Origin of the sequence: Streptococcus mitis B6, assembly GCF_000027165.1 — a bacterium.
GTDB classification, from domain to species: domain Bacteria; phylum Bacillota; class Bacilli; order Lactobacillales; family Streptococcaceae; genus Streptococcus; species Streptococcus mitis_AR.
The window spans coordinates 1244621-1260389 of record NC_013853.1 but is presented as its reverse complement, the minus strand read 5'-3'; the positions used below and the strand labels follow the sequence as shown (position 1 = coordinate 1260389).

General features: G+C 37.3%; 12 protein-coding genes. 10 read left to right on the top strand and 2 right to left on the bottom strand.

Annotation, left to right across the window (positions count from 1 at the left end; translation table 11 throughout):
- Window positions 1-21: 21 nt before the first annotated feature.
- Together yidA and SMI_RS06365 are read right to left on the bottom strand one after the other, a co-directional pair.
- Entirely contained in the window at window positions 22-828 is an 807-nt protein-coding gene (yidA, locus tag SMI_RS06370) for a sugar-phosphatase (RefSeq protein ID WP_000023536.1), read from the bottom strand.
- A 12-nt stretch (window positions 829-840) separates the two neighbouring features.
- On the bottom strand, window positions 841-2145 hold the full coding sequence (locus tag SMI_RS06365) for an HD domain-containing protein (protein ID WP_001003489.1): 1305 nt from the start codon (window positions 2143-2145) through the stop codon (window positions 841-843).
- Window positions 2146-2216: 71 nt separating this feature from the next.
- Between SMI_RS06365 and SMI_RS06360 the strand changes: the two genes are divergently transcribed.
- The 10 genes from SMI_RS06360 (at window position 2217) to SMI_RS06310 (ending at window position 15722) form a co-directional block, all read left to right on the top strand.
- Window positions 2217-2594 (top strand): DUF1934 domain-containing protein, encoded by a 378-nt coding sequence (locus tag SMI_RS06360; protein ID WP_012972528.1) that lies wholly within the window; start codon window positions 2217-2219, stop codon window positions 2592-2594.
- A gap of 89 nt (window positions 2595-2683) precedes the next feature.
- A complete protein-coding gene (locus SMI_RS06355) occupies window positions 2684-3016 on the top strand; it encodes a putative DNA-binding protein (RefSeq protein WP_000402066.1) in 333 nt (110 codons plus the stop codon).
- An 11-nt stretch (window positions 3017-3027) separates the two neighbouring features.
- A complete protein-coding gene (gene ffh, locus SMI_RS06350; protein ID WP_000863642.1) occupies window positions 3028-4599 on the top strand; it encodes a signal recognition particle protein in 1572 nt (523 codons plus the stop codon).
- A gap of 108 nt (window positions 4600-4707) precedes the next feature.
- On the top strand, window positions 4708-7965 hold the full coding sequence (locus tag SMI_RS06345) for a helicase-related protein (protein ID WP_000401853.1): 3258 nt from the start codon (window positions 4708-4710) through the stop codon (window positions 7963-7965).
- Window positions 7958-8641 carry a DUF4391 domain-containing protein gene (locus tag SMI_RS06340; RefSeq protein WP_000617857.1) on the top strand — a complete coding sequence of 228 codons (684 nt, stop codon included), beginning with the start codon at window positions 7958-7960 and terminating at the stop codon, window positions 8639-8641. The genes SMI_RS06345 and SMI_RS06340 overlap by 8 nt, the downstream gene beginning before the upstream one ends.
- Window positions 8642-9177: 536 nt before the next feature.
- Window positions 9178-10968: a site-specific DNA-methyltransferase gene (locus SMI_RS06330; RefSeq protein ID WP_164925561.1), complete on the top strand. Its 1791-nt coding sequence runs from the start codon at window positions 9178-9180 to the stop codon at window positions 10966-10968.
- Window positions 10969-10971: 3 nt separating this feature from the next.
- Window positions 10972-11595 (top strand): SLATT domain-containing protein, encoded by a 624-nt coding sequence (locus SMI_RS06325; protein ID WP_000009496.1) that lies wholly within the window; start codon window positions 10972-10974, stop codon window positions 11593-11595.
- On the top strand, window positions 11579-14656 hold the full coding sequence (locus SMI_RS06320) for a type III restriction-modification system endonuclease (RefSeq protein ID WP_001239259.1): 3078 nt from the start codon (window positions 11579-11581) through the stop codon (window positions 14654-14656). Before SMI_RS06325 ends, SMI_RS06320 begins: the two co-directional genes overlap by 17 nt.
- 13 nt (window positions 14657-14669) lie before the next feature.
- Window positions 14670-15122, top strand: coding sequence for a CFI-box-CTERM domain-containing protein (locus SMI_RS06315; protein WP_012972527.1), 453 nt, complete (start codon window positions 14670-14672; stop codon window positions 15120-15122).
- 291 nt (window positions 15123-15413) lie between these two features.
- Complete coding sequence (locus SMI_RS06310) at window positions 15414-15722, top strand: hypothetical protein (RefSeq protein WP_000661403.1); 309 nt, start codon at window positions 15414-15416, stop codon at window positions 15720-15722.
- Window positions 15723-15769: the final 47 nt, after the last annotated feature.

The following is a 15769-nucleotide window of genomic DNA, read 5'->3' as shown; positions in this document are numbered from 1 at the left end:
TTTTTTTATATTCAAATTATTTTACAGTACCCATGTACGGATGGCATGGGCAACGCCGGATTCGTCATTTGTTTTAGTGATGTATTTGGCGATTTTTTTGATTTCTGGATTTCCGTTTTCCATGACAACGGGGTTACCAACGACTTCTAGCATGGCACGGTCGTTTTCTTCGTCACCGATAGCCATGGTTTCATCTTTGGTCAATCCGAGTTTTTCAGCTAGGTGAGTGATGGCTGAACCTTTATCCACATTCTTTTTAAGGAGTTCAAGGTAGAAAGGAGCAGATTTGTTGATGGAGTAGCTCTCATAAAATTCGGCTGGTATCTTTTCAATGGCAGCATCGAGAATTTCTGGTTCATCGATGAACATACATTTGACGATTTCCTTGCCAGCCATTTCTTCAGGTGTACGGTAGAAGATGGGCATGCTGACGAGGGTTGATTCGTGCACAGTGTATTTTCCGATATTGCGATTGGCTGTGTAGATGCCGTCCTTGGTAATAGCGTGCATGTGGACACCGAGCTTACGACTGAGAAATTCCATATCCAGATAATCCTCATAAGTCAAGGATTCGCTGATAATCTCATGTCCTGTAGCAGTTTCTTGGACAAGGGCACCGTTGAAGGTTACGACATAGTCACCCTCGTCTCTCAACTGCAAGTCGTCTAGAAGTTTGGCAACACCTGCGATAGGGCGTCCAGTTGCAATCACGACTTTGACACCAGCTTCTTTGGCGTCTTGGATGGCAGAAAAGACCTCAGAAGTAATCTCTTTTTGGCTGTTGACTAGGGTTCCGTCAATATCAACGGCAATTAGTTTAATACTCATAAATTTCCTCTTCTAGTTTTTATTTGGGGTAAAATGATCGTTCTCAATCAAGTGTAAAAATTGCTGGGTGATACTTGCGAAGATACTGTTTTGGTCCAACATTTCCTTTGGAAAATAAAAGCGATTATCTCCGTGTCGACTGCCAGCAAGGGATTGGACGATAGGAGACAGGCTAGAGAGTTCAGCCAGTTCTCCATTTTTTTGTAAAATCTCAATCTGTGTCCGTGGATTTTCAGATTCGGGACGATAGATATCATAAGGGAGGTCAAAGTTCTTATGAATGGCAGTATAGTAATCGGGATCAAAGCCAATGTCCTCAACCAATTTTCTCAGTCTAGCGAGTTGGTCTTGGTCCTCTTGTGAAAAGGTGATGGATTTAAAGACCTTGCGGTTGACAAAGCGTTGCGACAAGTCTGCGAGAATCTTGTCAGGACTGGTCATCCAGAGCTGGAAGTAGGTATTCATCACACCATCATCCAGAGCTAGATAGTCAGACAAGGTCACATTTTTTTCAAAGAAAGGCAGGAGGTGTGGAGAAGTTCGTGAAAAGAAGTCCTTGTCTTCAGGATAGAGTTCCTTAGCCCGTTTGAGAAGGTTTTGAAGGAGGACCTCCATGGCCCGTGTTGCTGGGTGGAAATAGACCTGCATATACATCTGGTAGCGACTGAGGACATAGTCTTCGATGGCGTGCATGCCATTGCGCTGAAAGGCGATACCATTTTCGACAGGACGAATGACTCGGAGTATGCGAGTAAGGTCAAATTCCCCATAGGATGCTCCTGTAAAATAGGAGTCGCGCAAGAGATAGTCCATGCGGTCTGCATCAATTTGACTAGAAATGAGTTGCACGACCTGCTTGTTAGGATAGGTATGGTCAATGACACTGGCTACCTTTTCTGGAAAATCTGGTGCCACTTGTAGCAGGACTTGGTGAATCTCCGTTTCAGGGCTTTGGATAATCTCTTGAGTAATCGCTTCATGGTCTGTATCAAAGAGATGTTCAAAAGTATGGGAATAGGCACCATGCCCAAGGTCATGTAGGAGAGCAGCTGTCATGGTCAAGAGAGACTCGGCAGGATTCCATTCCTCAGGGTATTTTTCTTCAAAAATCTCCGTGATACGACGAGCAATCTCATAGACTCCTAGACAGTGAGAGAAGCGGCTGTGCTCCCCACCGTGGAAGGTATAACTGGAAGTTCCCAGTTGCTTAATCCGGCGCAAACGCTGAAATTCTTTTGTATTAATCAAGTCATAGATGATTTGATTATTGACATGGATGTAGTTGTGAACTGGGTCACGGAATACTTTTTCGTTCATATGACCATTATAGCAAAAAGCTAGAGTTTTTGGTAAAATAGTAGGACAAGAGACAAGAAAGAGGACCTGATGTGAAGATTCGGATGCGAAATACGATTCGGTTTGATGAGCAGTTGGAAGTGATTGACCAACTCTATGATGTAGAAGTGCATGAAAAAGGAGATTATAGCTACCTGCTTTTTTATAATGAGGAAAAGGAAAAAGTAGTGATTAAATTTCATAGTCAAGAACTGGTGATGAGCCGATTTTCTAATCCCAAGACCATTATGCGCTTTCTAAAGGATAGCGATAGTTTAGCCTATATTCCTACACCTATGGGCATGCAGGAGTTTATCATCCAAACGAATCGTTATCAAGTGGATGGGCAAAAGATTGAACTAAATTATCAACTACAAAATCAAGAGGGACATCCCTTTGCCAGCTATCAATTGGAAATTACTTGGGGCTAGTCTCTTGTTTTTTCAAATTTAGCTCGCTATCTTCTTGGATGAGCTTGCTAATGTGGTAGATTAGGCTATTTTTTGGTATAATAAAAGTTATGGAAATCGAAAAAACCAATCGTATGAATGCGCTCTTTGAATTTTATGCGGCGCTTTTGACAGATAAGCAAATGAATTATATCGAGCTCTACTACGCTGATGATTACAGCCTTGCTGAGATTGCCGAGGAGTTTGGTGTCAGTCGTCAGGCTGTCTATGATAATATCAAGCGGACAGAAAAGATTCTGGAAGATTATGAGATGAAATTGCACATGTACTCTGACTACATTGTCCGCAGTCAGATTTTTGACCAGATTTTGGAGCGCTATCCCAAGGATGACTTTCTGCAGGAGCAGATAGAAATTTTAACAAGCATTGATAATAGAGAATAAGAGGAAGAAAAATGGCATTTGAAAGTTTAACAGAACGTTTGCAGAACGTCTTTAAAAATCTACGTAAAAAAGGAAAAATCTCTGAATCTGATGTCCAAGAGGCAACCAAAGAAATTCGCTTGGCCTTGCTTGAGGCCGACGTTGCCTTGCCTGTTGTAAAGGACTTTATCAAGAAAGTTCGTGAGCGTGCAGTCGGGCATGAGGTCATTGATACCCTTAATCCTGCGCAACAAATTATTAAAATCGTTGATGAGGAACTGACAACTGTTTTAGGTTCTGATACGGCTGAGATTATCAAGTCACCTAAGATTCCAACCATCATCATGATGGTTGGTTTACAGGGGGCTGGTAAAACAACTTTTGCCGGTAAATTGGCCAATAAACTCAAGAAAGAAGAAAATGCCCGTCCTTTGATGATTGCGGCGGATATTTATCGTCCAGCTGCCATTGACCAGCTTAAGACCTTGGGGCAACAGATTGATGTGCCTGTCTTTGCACTTGGAACAGAAGTACCAGCTGTTGAGATTGTACGTCAAGGTTTGGAACAAGCCCAAACTAATCATAATGACTATGTCTTGATTGATACGGCGGGTCGTTTGCAGATTGATGAGCTTTTGATGAATGAGCTTCGTGACGTGAAAGCACTAGCTCAACCAAATGAAATTCTGCTCGTCGTTGATGCCATGATTGGTCAAGAAGCGGCCAATGTTGCGCGTGAGTTTAATGCTCAGTTAGAAGTAACTGGGGTTATCCTTACCAAGATTGATGGGGATACTCGTGGTGGTGCGGCTCTATCTGTTCGTCACATTACTGGAAAACCAATCAAGTTCGCTGGTACAGGTGAAAAGATTACGGACATTGAGACCTTCCACCCAGACCGTATGTCTAGTCGTATCCTTGGCATGGGGGATATGCTCACTTTGATTGAGAAAGCTTCTCAAGAATACGATGAGCAAAAAGCCCTTGAAATGGCTGAGAAGATGCGCGAAAACACCTTTGATTTCAATGATTTCATCGATCAGTTGGATCAGGTGCAAAATATGGGACCAATGGAAGATTTGCTCAAGATGATTCCGGGTATGGCCAATAATCCAGCCCTTCAAAACATGAAGGTGGATGAGCGTCAGATTGCGCGTAAACGTGCCATTGTTTCTTCTATGACGCCTGAAGAGCGTGAAAATCCAGATTTGCTAAATCCAAGCCGTCGACGTCGTATCGCTGCAGGTTCTGGAAATACCTTTGTCGAAGTTAATAAATTCATTAAAGACTTTAACCAGGCTAAACAACTCATGCAGGGTGTTATGTCTGGAGATATGAACAAAATGATGAAGCAGATGGGAATCAATCCAAACAACCTTCCTAAAAATATGCCAAATATGGGAGGAATGGATATGTCTGCCCTTGAAGGAATGATGGGACAAGGTGGCATGCCTGACCTATCAGCTCTCGGAGGAGCAGGAATGCCAGATATGAGTCAGATGTTTGGTGGCGGACTAAAGGGTAAAATCGGTGAATTTGCTATGAAACAGTCCATGAAGCGTATGGCTAACAAAATGAAAAAAGCGAAGAAGAAACGCAAGTAAGACAAGGGAAGGCCGCAGGGCTTTCCTTTTTTAGAAAGAAGAAAAAAGGTCTATTTTGAATTTGCAAAGAATGATATAATAGTAGAAATAGTCTAACAAGGAGGAATTATGGAAATTGATAATCGATCAATTCGTCTTGGAGATGAGTTAAAGAAAGAGTTGAAATCAGAGAGCCGAGTCAAAATTGCAGCAGCAACCTTTTCTATGTTTGCTTATCAGCAGTTGAAAGAGGAATTGGAGAATATTGAGGAGTTAAAATTTATTTTTACAAATCCGACTTTTATAACAGATGAAACCAAAACAGATTTCCGTGAATATACGATACCCAAAAAAGAACGAGAACAATCGATCTTTGGTGGCAAGTATGAACTGAAATTGATGAATGAGCTGACCCAAAAAGCGATTGCTCGTGAATGTTCTGATTGGATCCGAAGAAAAGCGCAATTTAAGTCTATTAATATTGAAACAGATGAAATGCCAAATGGTATTCGAATTGAAAATTCGGATGATGTAGTGGCAGTAGATCGTTTGAAAAACTTTGATCGCAAAGAATTAGGATATGAAGCTTCTCTATTTAAAACGAGTAGAAACCTCTATCATGCACCACTTAGTTTAAATTATTTAGATGAATTTGATAATCTTTGGGAAGAAGATGATTATTTTCGTGATGTTACAGAAGAGTTTTTGGAGAATTTAAACCTAGCTCACAAAGAACATTCACCTGAGTTCATTTACTATGTGATGCTATATAATTTATTTAGTGAATTTTTAGAAGATATCAATGAAGACTTTTTACCAAATGAAGGGGTTGGTTATAAAGAAAGTAAGATTTGGGGGCTGTTATATGATTTCCAAAAGGATGCAGTAAAATCGATCATTTCTAAATTAGAAAAATTTAATGGATGTATTCTAGCTGATTCGGTTGGTCTTGGTAAGACTTATACAGCTTTAGCGGTCATGACTTATTATGCTTATCGAGGAAAACGTATTTTAGTACTTTGTCCTAAAAAGTTAGAAAATAACTGGAATATGTATCGTCATGATTATGTAAATAATCCAATTTATGATAGACATTTGCTTTATGACGTGCTTTATCATACAGACCTCAGTAGAGATAAAGGACACTCTAATGGAATTGATTTGTCCTTGAATAATTGGCATACTTATGATCTGGTTGTTATTGATGAGTCTCATAATTTTAGAAACGGAGGATCTAGCGAAAATGACTTATCCGAGGGAAGAGAAAATCGATACAGCCGTTTAATGAATCGCATCATAAAGTCTGGTGTCCCTACAAAGGTACTCATGCTATCAGCCACACCTGTTAATAATCGCTTTAATGATTTGAAAAATCAAATTGCTTTAGCCTATGAAGGAGATACGGATCAAATTGATAGTAAATTAGAAACAAAATCATCTATAAACGATATTTTCAGAAACGCTCAATCTGCTTATAATAAGTGGGCTGACCTACCTGCAGAAGAGAGAACAACAGATAAACTGCTATCTACATTAGATTTTGATTTCTTTAAAGTACTAGATAGTGTAACGATAGCCAGAAGTAGAAAGCATATTCGGGAATTTTATGATAGAGAAGCTATTGGAGAATTTCCGCAGCGCTTAAAACCACTTAATTTTGAACCTGATTTAACGGTTTCAAATCTTGGAATTACCTATAAAAAATTATATCACTTACTTGATAAACTGCAGTTGACTATCTATCAACCTTCAATACATATTTACCCATCGAAGAGAGCTAAATACGATAAAAGTAAAGAAGGAAAAATGGGGAATTTAACTCAGTTTGGTCGTGAGTCTGGTATCAAAAAACTGATGATGATTAACCTGCTCAAACGTTTAGAAAGTTCTGTTGCAGCTTTTCGATATACTTTAATAGATGTTGTTAAAGATTATGTAGAAAAGACCTTAAAGGCTATCGAGGAATATGAATTGACAGGCTTGGATCATTTATCTCTTGATTCTCATCTTGATGAAGATGATTTTGATTTGGAAGATAGTAATTTCGAGTTCTCTATTGGTAAGAAAAATCGTATTGCTTTACAAGATATGGATTATCGTAGTTGGAAAGTAGAGTTAGAACAAGACTTTGCAATTTTGACAGAGCTAGAAGATCTAATCAGTAAAATAACGCCACAAGAAGACCAAAAACTCCAGACTCTTTTTTCATTGATAGATGAGAAACTAACAAATCCAATCAATGTTGGTAATAAAAAGCTGATTATTTTCTCCGCATTTGCGACAACAACAAACTACCTTTATAAACATATTAGTCAGTATGTCTTAGATAAGTATGGTCTTTACACTGCTCAGATTTCAGGTACAAAAGGTTTTGCAACAACTTTGGAAACTAAAAATAAAGACCTCAATTCTTTATTAACTTATTTCTCTCCTAAATCAAAATCTCGTGATGTTCTGTTTCCTGGTGATGAGAGTGAGATCGATCTTTTAATTGCAACAGATGTGATTTCTGAAGGTCAAAACTTACAAGATGCAGATATGATGGTTAATTACGATATCCACTGGAATCCTGTCCGTATTGTTCAACGATTTGGTCGTGTGGATCGAATTGGTAGTCAAAATAAATACATTCAATTGGTTAATTTTTGGCCAAACCTTGAGTTAGATGAGTATATCGATCTTAAGTCTAGGGTTGAATCGAGGATGAAGATTTCTGTTTTGACCTCAACAGCAGATGATAATGTTTTATCTAGTGAAGAAATAGAGGATAATAATTACCGAAGAAAACAATTAGAACGTCTTAGAGATGAAGTAGTCGATCTAGAGGAGATGAATGATGGTATTTCCATTATGGATTTAGGCTTAGAAGATTATCGTATGGACCTTCTTAAGTATTTGGAAGAACATCCTGAGTTAGAAAGAGTTCCAAAAGGATTGCAAGCTATTTTACCTGCCTCCAATAAAGAATCAGAAGGTGTCATTTTTGTCCTAAAAAACAAAGAACAGTTAAAAGGAAAAAATCATCAAAATCAACTTCACCCATATTATATCCTCTACATCAATAGAAATGGAGAACTACTGTTATCTCCGTCCGAAAGCAAGAAAATATTGGAACACCTCAGTAGCATTTGTCGGGGTCAAAGTAAACCGTTGAGTCATGTGGTAGACAAGTTCAATCGTCAAACAAAAGATGGTAAAGAAATGGTTGTTTATTCGGAATTGCTTCAAGAGGCAATCGATCAACTAATGGAACATGATCAGATTTCAACGATGGATGCCCTATTTAACTTTGGGTCTGTTGACTTGATGAATACTAGCATGGAGGGAATGGATGATTTTGAGTTAATTTGTTTCTTTATATTGATGAAAGGGGATTCTGATGATTAGATTTCCATCCTATACAGCCTTATCAAAAGCTCACCTTCTATATCGGCCTCATAAAAAGGGAAATAGTGATTTTTTTGATAATCTTAATGTATCTGTAAAAGAAAAGAAAGATTTAAGAGAACAGATTAGAGCAATTCAAATTACTCATCAGATTGATACAAGTACCACTAATATTCCTGCAGGAAAAAAAGTGAAGCAAATCATGGTTTTAGAAATAGAACTCGAACAAATGGATGTTTCCTTAACTTTATTAGAACAGCTAGATATAAGATTAGGGATTTACACAGCCTTTGTATTAAAATATCCACAGGGTAGAGAAGAACTTCTTATTCATTATAAAGAACCTTTAAGTCAAGAAAAGGATGGCAAGCACTTTAAGATTGTCCGTCGCTTTCAGACGTGTGATGATGTTAGTATTGACTTTGAGGGAAATGATTTAGATGATGTTTATGAGAGTCTTGTAAAAGAAACTGGTAAGAAAGAATTACAAGTTTTAGAAAAAGCTAATCTTAGAAACTCTATTGAACTCAGTGACCAATTAGATAAATTAGAAAAAAAGGCACAGCAGCTAAAGAAAAAGATGTATTCTGAAAAATCAATGAGAAAACAAATGGAAATAAAAAGAGATTATCAGGCTACATTGAAAGAAATAGAAGCATTAAAGAAGCAAAATTGATTGTAAGTTTTGATTAAGAACAATCAGAAATTGAGATTGGAGAACTCTTTTGATTTCAACCCCTATTTTTGATAAAATGCAGCTGTAATGTATTAAAAATGAAGCATTACAAAAATAGGATAAGCCAACTTAATTTTTTATAAAATTAAAATTACAAAAGCTTGACAAAGCTAAGAAAGGATACTACCATGAGCACAGCACAGCACAGCACAGCACAGCACAGCACAGCACAGCACAGCACAGCACAGCACAGCACAGCACAGCACAGCACAGCACAGCACAGCACAGCACAGCACAGCACAGCACAGCACAGCACAGCACAGCACAGCACAGCACAGCACAGCACAGCACAGCAAACAGGTGAAAACTCTGGACTTGAGAAATTAAATCTCACTTCAAAAGATGTTTTTACAGATAATATTTCAAAAATTGGTCAACTTTTTCCTGAAGTTCTGACGGAAAAGAGGGATGAATACGGCAGATTAGGTCCTGCGATTGACTTTGAGAAACTTAAACAGTTTTTATCAGAGGAAATTGTGGATGGTCGAGAATCCTATGAGTTTACTTGGGTTGGAAAGCGTGAAGCTATCGCAGAAGCTGGGCGACCAACTACCAAAACCTTAAGACCAGATCTTGATGAAAGTGTTGACTTTGAAAACAGTGAAAATGTCTTTATTACTGGGGATAATTTAGAAGTCTTGAAAATCTTACAGGAATCCTATCTAGGAAAAATCGATATGATCTATATCGATCCCCCCTATAATACAGGGAAAGACTTTGTATACTCTGATAAGTTCCAAAAAACAGATGAAGAGCTGAAAGAAGATATGGAACTTTTGGATGAAGAAGGACGCCAGGTCGTTGGGCTCACAAAAAATGAAAAGACATCGGCCCGTTACCACTCAGACTGGCTCAATATGATGTATCCACGTCTCCGTCTAGCACGTAATCTCCTCAAGGATTCAGGTGTTATCTTTATCTCTATCGATGATAATGAACAAGCTAATCTTAAAGCCATTTGTGATGAGATATTTGGGGAGGAGAATTTTGTAGCAAGTATTACTAGGAATACAAATAGTTCTAAGAACCAAAGTTTATATATTTCGGTAAGTCATGAATATTGTCTAGTTTATTCCAAAGACGAAATAGAATTAGCAAAAAAACATAGTGAAAATAAATGGTCTGTAGATAAGAATAATATAAATGAGTATAAAAAGAGGGTAAAGCAATTACAAAATGCTGGTTTAAGTAATGAAGAAATTACATATGAATTAAAAGAATTAACGAAGTATCCACGATTCATAGATTTTACCAATTACTGGTACTTTGATGAACGTGGATTATATCGTAAAGGTGATTTAGGTGGCGTAAAAAATGGGAATATGACTCCTCTATTTAATCCTCTAACATGTCAAGAAGACCCTGTACCTCCTGGTGGATATCGCTATAAAAATGAAAAATTACAAGAACTTGTAAATGATAATAGAATTCATTTCCATACAGATGGAAGTTTGCCAACGATAAAGAGATATTTGAATGAAAACTCCAAGCAACGTCCAAAATCCATTATGAGTGATGATCAAAGACCTGATTATGCGTTGTTAAAAAATATGGGGATTGAATTTGATAATCCTAAGCAAATGAGTTTTATGACGAGGATATTGAGTATTTTTGATTCCGAAGCAATATTTTTTGATTTTTTTGCAGGCTCTGGAACAACTGCTCATGCAGTCATGCAATTAAATGCTGAAGATGGTGGAAATCGTAAGTTTATCTTGTGTACTTTGGATGAAGAAGTAGCAGATAAGTCTGCTGCTAAAGAAGCAGGTTATGAAACTATTGACCAGATTTCTCGGGAGCGAATTCGTCGAGCTGCTATCAAGATTCAGGAGGAGCATCCAGAGTTGGTTGGCAAGCAAGATTTTGGATTCAAAGCTTACAAACTAGATTCTTCTAATTTTAAAGATGTTTTAGCTCGGCCAGATCAATTTATCCAAGGAGAACTTTTTGATAGTGTATCCAATATCAAGGAAGGACGTACTGGCCTTGATTTACTTTTCCAAGTTATGCTAACATGGGGAATGGAACTGTCACTAGCCATTGACTTGGAGAAAGTAGCAGGCGCAGAAGTTTATGATGTAGATCAAGGATCACTCATGGCTTGTTTTGAAGATGAAATATCAGAAGAAGTCATCCGTCACATCGCTCAAGCGCAACCACTCCGTGCCGTTTTCCGTGATAGCTCATTTGCCAATTCAGCAGATAAGATTAACGTAAGTGAAATCTTCAAAGAATTGTCACCTCATACAAAAGTGAAGGTGGTGTAGGCTATGAGTTTTAATAAAAATATCAAAAATAGCAAAAATAGTAATCTTGATAAGCTTGATGAAATGATTCAAGATGAAATTAGAAAACTAAAAATTGTTAGGCGAGCTCGTATTTTGGCTAGTGAACGACTTGGGGGATATGCTAGTAAGTGGGACATGTATTTACTTTGGATGGCTATTTTATCTAGTGCCTTATTAGTTATTTCATTGATAGTTCCAAATGAAGGTTTGATAAAAAAAGTAGTTTCAGGATGTTTTTCTATGTATACAGTTATCATTCAATATTATGTGTCCACATTAAACTATAGAGAACGTGCTTTGAAATTCCATTATCACCATATAGAAATTAATAAACTTAAAGAATCACTTCAATGGTTATCTCTACAAGGTTATAATTTTAAAAAGAAGAATGCTAAATTTAAAGTTATAGTAGAAAAATATAATCTTATTCTTCAGCAACAAGAAAATCATAGTGAGTACGATTTTCATAGAGCAAAGTGTAAAGAAATTAGACAGTTAGATTTTAGTATGGATAATATTTTCGTAAATATCCAACCGATTGTTATTATCTTATTTATTCTTAGTTACTTGTTCTTGGGAGGTATTTGCAATGAGATTACAATTTAAAAAACAACAATTCCAGTTGGATGCGGTGAGTGCTATTGCAGATTTATTTCAAGGGCAAGCCAAACATACTGGAGTTCAGTATATGGCGGATCCAGGTCGTCTCAAGTCAGATGAGGTAGATTTGGTTTTAGATGCTTATCGAAATGCACCGATTCAATTGAGTCAAGCAAGTATACGAGAAAATGTTCATGCCGTACAAACTCGTTTTGGATTAAGACCTTCTGAAAGTCTTTCTATTGATAGAGTTAATGGCAACCCAGCTTATAATTTTTCCATAGAGATGGAGACGGGAACAGGGAAGACCTACACGTACATCCGTACCATTATGGAGTTAAATAAACGATACGGATGGCTTAAGTTTGTTATTGTCGTTCCAAGTGTAGCCATTCGTGAAGGAGTTCTCAAGTCTCTGCAGATCATGTCAAGTCACTTTCAGGTGGAGTATGGCAAACAACCACGCTATTTTGTCTACGATTCTTCACGTTTAGGTGATTTGGATAGTTTTGCCAATTCGTCAGACCTTCAAATCATGGTCATTAACATTCAAGCCTTTAATGCAAAAGGAAAAGATGCGCGACGAATTCATTCTGAACAGGAAAGTTTCCGTTGGCGCCGTCCAATTGATGTACTGGCAGCTATGAATCCGATTATGATTATTGATGAACCTCAGTCTGCTAATGGTAAACAAACCAAGATGGGACTAAAAGATTTCAAGCCATTGTTTACACTACGTTATTCGGCTACCCATAAAGAAAAACATGATATGGTTTATAGATTGGATGCCATGGATGCTTACAATCAAAAATTAGTGAAGAAGATTGCGGTTAAGGCTATTGAACAAACTGGTACGACTGGGACACAAGGCTATCTTTATCTACAAGAAATCATTCCACAAAAAACAGGAGCACCCAAAGCAAAAATTGAGTTTGAAGTAAAAATGCAGTCAGGTGTCAAAAGGAAATTGAAAGTGGTGGAAGAACCCTTTGATTTGTATGCTGAATCAGGGAATTTATCTGCTTATAAAGGAATGACCCTTAGTCACTTTGATGCAAGAGAGAACAAACTTCAAGTTGGTGTGACGCAAGAACTTCATGTCGGTGAAGTGATAGGGGAAGTGGATGAGTCTAGCATCAGAAGAATTCAAATCCGAGAGACTATAAAAAGTCATATCGAAAAGGAAAGTAAACTTTATAATCGAAGAATTAAAGTATTATCCTTATTTTTCATCGATGAAGTGGCCAAGTATAAACAATATGATGAACATAATGATGCCTATAATGGTGAATATGCTCAGATTTTTGAAGAGGAATACCGAAATCAAGTAAACCAGTTTATCCAAACACAGGAACCAACTCCTTATCGTAGGTATTTGGAGGCTAATCTTGAAGGAAATTCAGTTCATGCTGGTTACTTTTCGGTAGATAAAGTGAAGAAGTCAGATAAGACCATTTTTGTGGATTATAAATCTACCAGTGAAAAGAAAAGTAATCTTTCAAATGACACCGATGCCTATGACTTGATTATGAAGGACAAGGAGCGTTTGTTGAGCTTTGAAGAGCCAGTTCGTTTCCTCTTTTCTCACTCAGCTCTAAGAGAGGGATGGGATAATCCTAATGTCTTTCAAATTTGTACTCTCAAAAAATCTTCAGCAGAGGTTGGAAAGCGTCAAGAAATCGGTCGTGGTATGCGTTTGGCAGTTGATCAAAATGGAATTCGTCAGGATTTTGAACTCCTAGGAAATGATGTTCATGAAATCAATAAACTGACAGTAATTGCAAATGAAAGCTATGATCAATTTGCTCGAAATCTACAAGAAGAAATCAAAGAACTTTTAGCAGATCGTCCTGCAAAAGTGGATGTTACTCTCTTTACGAATAAAGTTCTAACCAATCAAGAAGGACAAACAATACGTATTACCAAGGAACAAGCAGATTCGATTCATTTTGATTTGATCCGACAAGGCTATATAGACCGTGAAGGACAATTGACCACAGAATATTTTACTGCAAAAGAAAATCATCAGTTACAACTGTCTGAAACGCTAGCAGGTTATGAGGATAAGCTGGTAGAGATATTGGAGAGTGTTTATCATGCTGGACAGTATGAAATTGAAAATGCCAATAATGCGGTAATACAATTCTCAAATGAGGTCAATCAAGAAAATATTGCTCGAAAAGAATTTTTAAATCTCTGGAAGCAAATCAATCGTAAGACGAGTTACCAAGTAGAGTTTGATGATGCGGAATTGGTAAAACATTCGGTTGACTATATCAATGAGAAATTAGTCGTTAGCAAACCAAGCTTTCATATAACTCAAGCAAGCGCTACTGAGATGAGTAAGGAAGAAGGTCTCCATCTGACAGTGGCTGAGAATGATCGCCAACAAGAATATCTAACGGATTCGCAGATTATGACCAAATATGATTTGCTAGGGGAGATTGCTGATCAGACTGGTTTAACTCGTAAGTTGGTTGCGGAAATATTAAGTAAAATCTATGTCTACCAATTTGACAAGTTTAAACAAAATCCAGAAGAGTTTATTCTTAAGGTTTCAAAACTAATTAATGAACAAAAAGCAAGTCAAATTATCAAGCATATTCAGTATAATGTATTAAGTGAAGAGTATGATATGGACTTGTTTTATGACAATCCTGAAACTGCTAACAGATCAGATGATTACTTACTTGAATCCAAAAAAGGAATTTACAATTTTGTAAAAGTTGATTCAAATACGGAGAAGACCTTTAAAGAATCTTTGGAACAATACGAGGATGTTCGTGTTTATGTGAAGCTACCAGGGAAGTTCAGTATTGCTACTCCGCTTGGGAACTATAACCCTGACTGGGCAATTGCCTTCCGTGAAGGAAGTGTCAAGCATATCTATTTTGTTGCAGAAACGAAAGGCTCTATGTCTAGTCTTCAATTAAAGCAAGCTGAGCAAGCAAAAATTGCCTGTGCGCGTGCTCACTTTAAAGCTTTGGCACAAGCTGGATTGATTAATGATCAGCACATCTATGATGTGGTTTCTAGCTATGAGGAATTATTAAATATTGTAAGATAGGGAGGAAAAAGAAATGGAATTTGTTGTATATCGTAAGGGAAGAGAAGTAGCTGTTTTTCAACGTAGGAGTGATGCAGAGAGATATGTGCGCTCTAAAACTGGATTTTTTGGTGAACCAGATGCTTACTATCAGATTGAACAAAGAGGTTGTTATTTGACAGAAGCAGCTGTAACTTACAAGGGATTGGCAGATGATTGTGATGAATTGATGACTTTGCGAAAATTCAGGGATTCTTATCTAGCTTTGCAAGATGGTGGTCAGGAGGAAATTGAATCCTACTATAAGATGGCTCCTCAGATTGTTGCTAAGTTAGAAGAACATCCAAATCGAGAGGAAATACTAGAGTCTATCTGGTCAGAACTTGTCTTACCTTGTGTTTCCTTAATTAAAGTAGGAGAGAACCAAGCTTGCCATCAATTATATAAAACATATACACTAGAACTATCTCAAAAAGTGGTTCAATAAAACGATTAGAATATACAAAAAGAGTTCGGCTCCTCGCTAACTTGTATAGTGAAGAGGTCCCCCTATTCTATTTAGATTCCCAATACCAAAACAAGCGTCTCAAGCTAATCGCAAACTCAACTTATATTGAAGATTTTGAGTGGTATGATGATGAGACAAAAGAAGCCAATTTCTCTAGATGGCTTGATGAAATGGTGTGGCTGCAAGGGGTTATTTTTACCCCTTGGGATTTAAGGAACTAAGAAAACTATATAAATAGTATCAACTAACACAAAAAGGAATAATAAAGAAATGAAAGAACTAAATTTTTTGAAATATGCAACTATTGTATTTATGCTTTTTATCTTCTTTTGGGTAAGCTTTGGTGGTTATATCTTAGGAACTCAAGGAAATAATGAAGTAGAAACAGAGCAACAGATAAATAAAAAGATAGAAGATAGTGGATTGAAAGCAGAAATGAAAGACGCTGAGATTTTGAGTAAGTTTTACAATGAAAAAGGCTATTTTATAGTAGTGTACAATGGTACTACAAAAGCCCCAGAAGTCTTCCAAGTTGATTTTTCTGAATGGGAGCTTATGAGTGTGGGTGAGCTGTATTAAAACGCTGTAGGAGGCTTGTGAGAGCCTTCTAGGGGGATGTTAGAAAG